At 67.4% G+C, this 1005-nt stretch carries 1 protein-coding gene and 1 pseudogene; both read left to right on the top strand.

What is annotated here, in order from left to right; translation table 11 throughout:
* Nucleotides 1-132 precede the first annotated feature (132 nt).
* Nucleotides 133-372: a 30S ribosomal protein S18 gene (rpsR, locus tag MOV74_RS38965; protein WP_007592020.1), complete on the top strand. Its 240-nt coding sequence runs from the start codon at nucleotides 133-135 to the stop codon at nucleotides 370-372.
* A gap of 132 nt (nucleotides 373-504) precedes the next feature.
* A pseudogene (locus MOV74_RS38960) lies at nucleotides 505-1005 on the top strand (hypothetical protein); the annotation flags it as partial.

The raw sequence follows: 1005 nt of genomic DNA, 5'->3' as shown, positions 1-1005 counted from the left end.
AGGCGGCTTCCGTGGCGACCGCGAGGGTGGTTTCCGTGGTGGCGATCGCGACGGTGGTGGCTTCCGCGGCGACCGCGGCCCGCGCCGTCCGCGCGAAGAAGCTGAAACCACGACGGATGGGGAGTAAGAACAATGGCTGAAGCTGGTGCACGCCGTCCGTTTTTCCGTCGTCGCAAGAGCTGCCCGTTCACGGGCGCCAATGCTCCGAAGATCGACTACAAGGACTCCAAGCTCCTGATGCGTTACGTCTCCGAGCGCGGCAAGATCGTGCCGAGCCGCATCACCGCGGTGTCCGCGAAGAAGCAGCGTGAGCTCGCCCGCGCCATCAAGCGCGCGCGGTTCCTGGGTCTCTTGCCCTACGTCATTCGCTGACACGATCAATTCGACCGGCGGCCGTTGAGCCGCCGGTCGCGACTTATTTGAACTCATAAGGCTTCCGGGTCGTCCGGTCGCCGATGGTTGGGGCGAGATGCCTCTAACCGCTCGAAGGGAGCGGGACAGCTGATGATCGCCTTTGTGCTGATAGCCTTGATCGCCGGCGCCGCGTCGGCCCTGATGTTCGCCTCGATCATTTCGGGCGCGCTGATCTCGCTCGTCCTGTTCTATCTCGCACCGCTGCCGCTGATGGTCGCCGCGATCGGCTGGGGACCGCTTTGCGCGAGCCTCGGCGGCATCGCCGCTGCGATCGGCCTCGGCGCCCTGTTCGGCTTGCCCTATTGCATCGCCTTCGCCGTCACCGTCGCGCTGCCGGCGTGGTGGCTCGGCCATCTCGTTCTGCTCAGCCGACCGGCGGGACCTGTCACGCCGGACGCCGCCACCGAACCGCCCGCCGAGGCTGAGCTGGAATGGTATCCGGTCGGCCGCATCCTGTTGTGGCTCGCGGGCTTCGCCACGCTGACCACGATCGCCGCCCTGCTCACCCTCGGGACCGACGCCGAGACCATCCTCGGCACGCTGCGGCGCGGCCTGATGCGTCTCCTCCGGGCCACCGACCCGCAAAGCTCC

This window comes from Bradyrhizobium sp. SHOUNA76, from assembly GCF_023006445.1.
Classification (GTDB): Bacteria; Pseudomonadota; Alphaproteobacteria; order Rhizobiales; family Xanthobacteraceae; genus Bradyrhizobium.
Note: the sequence above shows the minus strand (reverse complement) of the source record. Positions and strands in the feature narration are given on the sequence as shown.

Bases quoted from the DNA above. Each gene is read 5' to 3' on its own strand.
- rpsR (WP_007592020.1), top strand. From the start codon at position 133: ATGGCTGAAGCTGGTGCACGCCGTCCGTTTTTCCGTCGTCGCAAGAGC.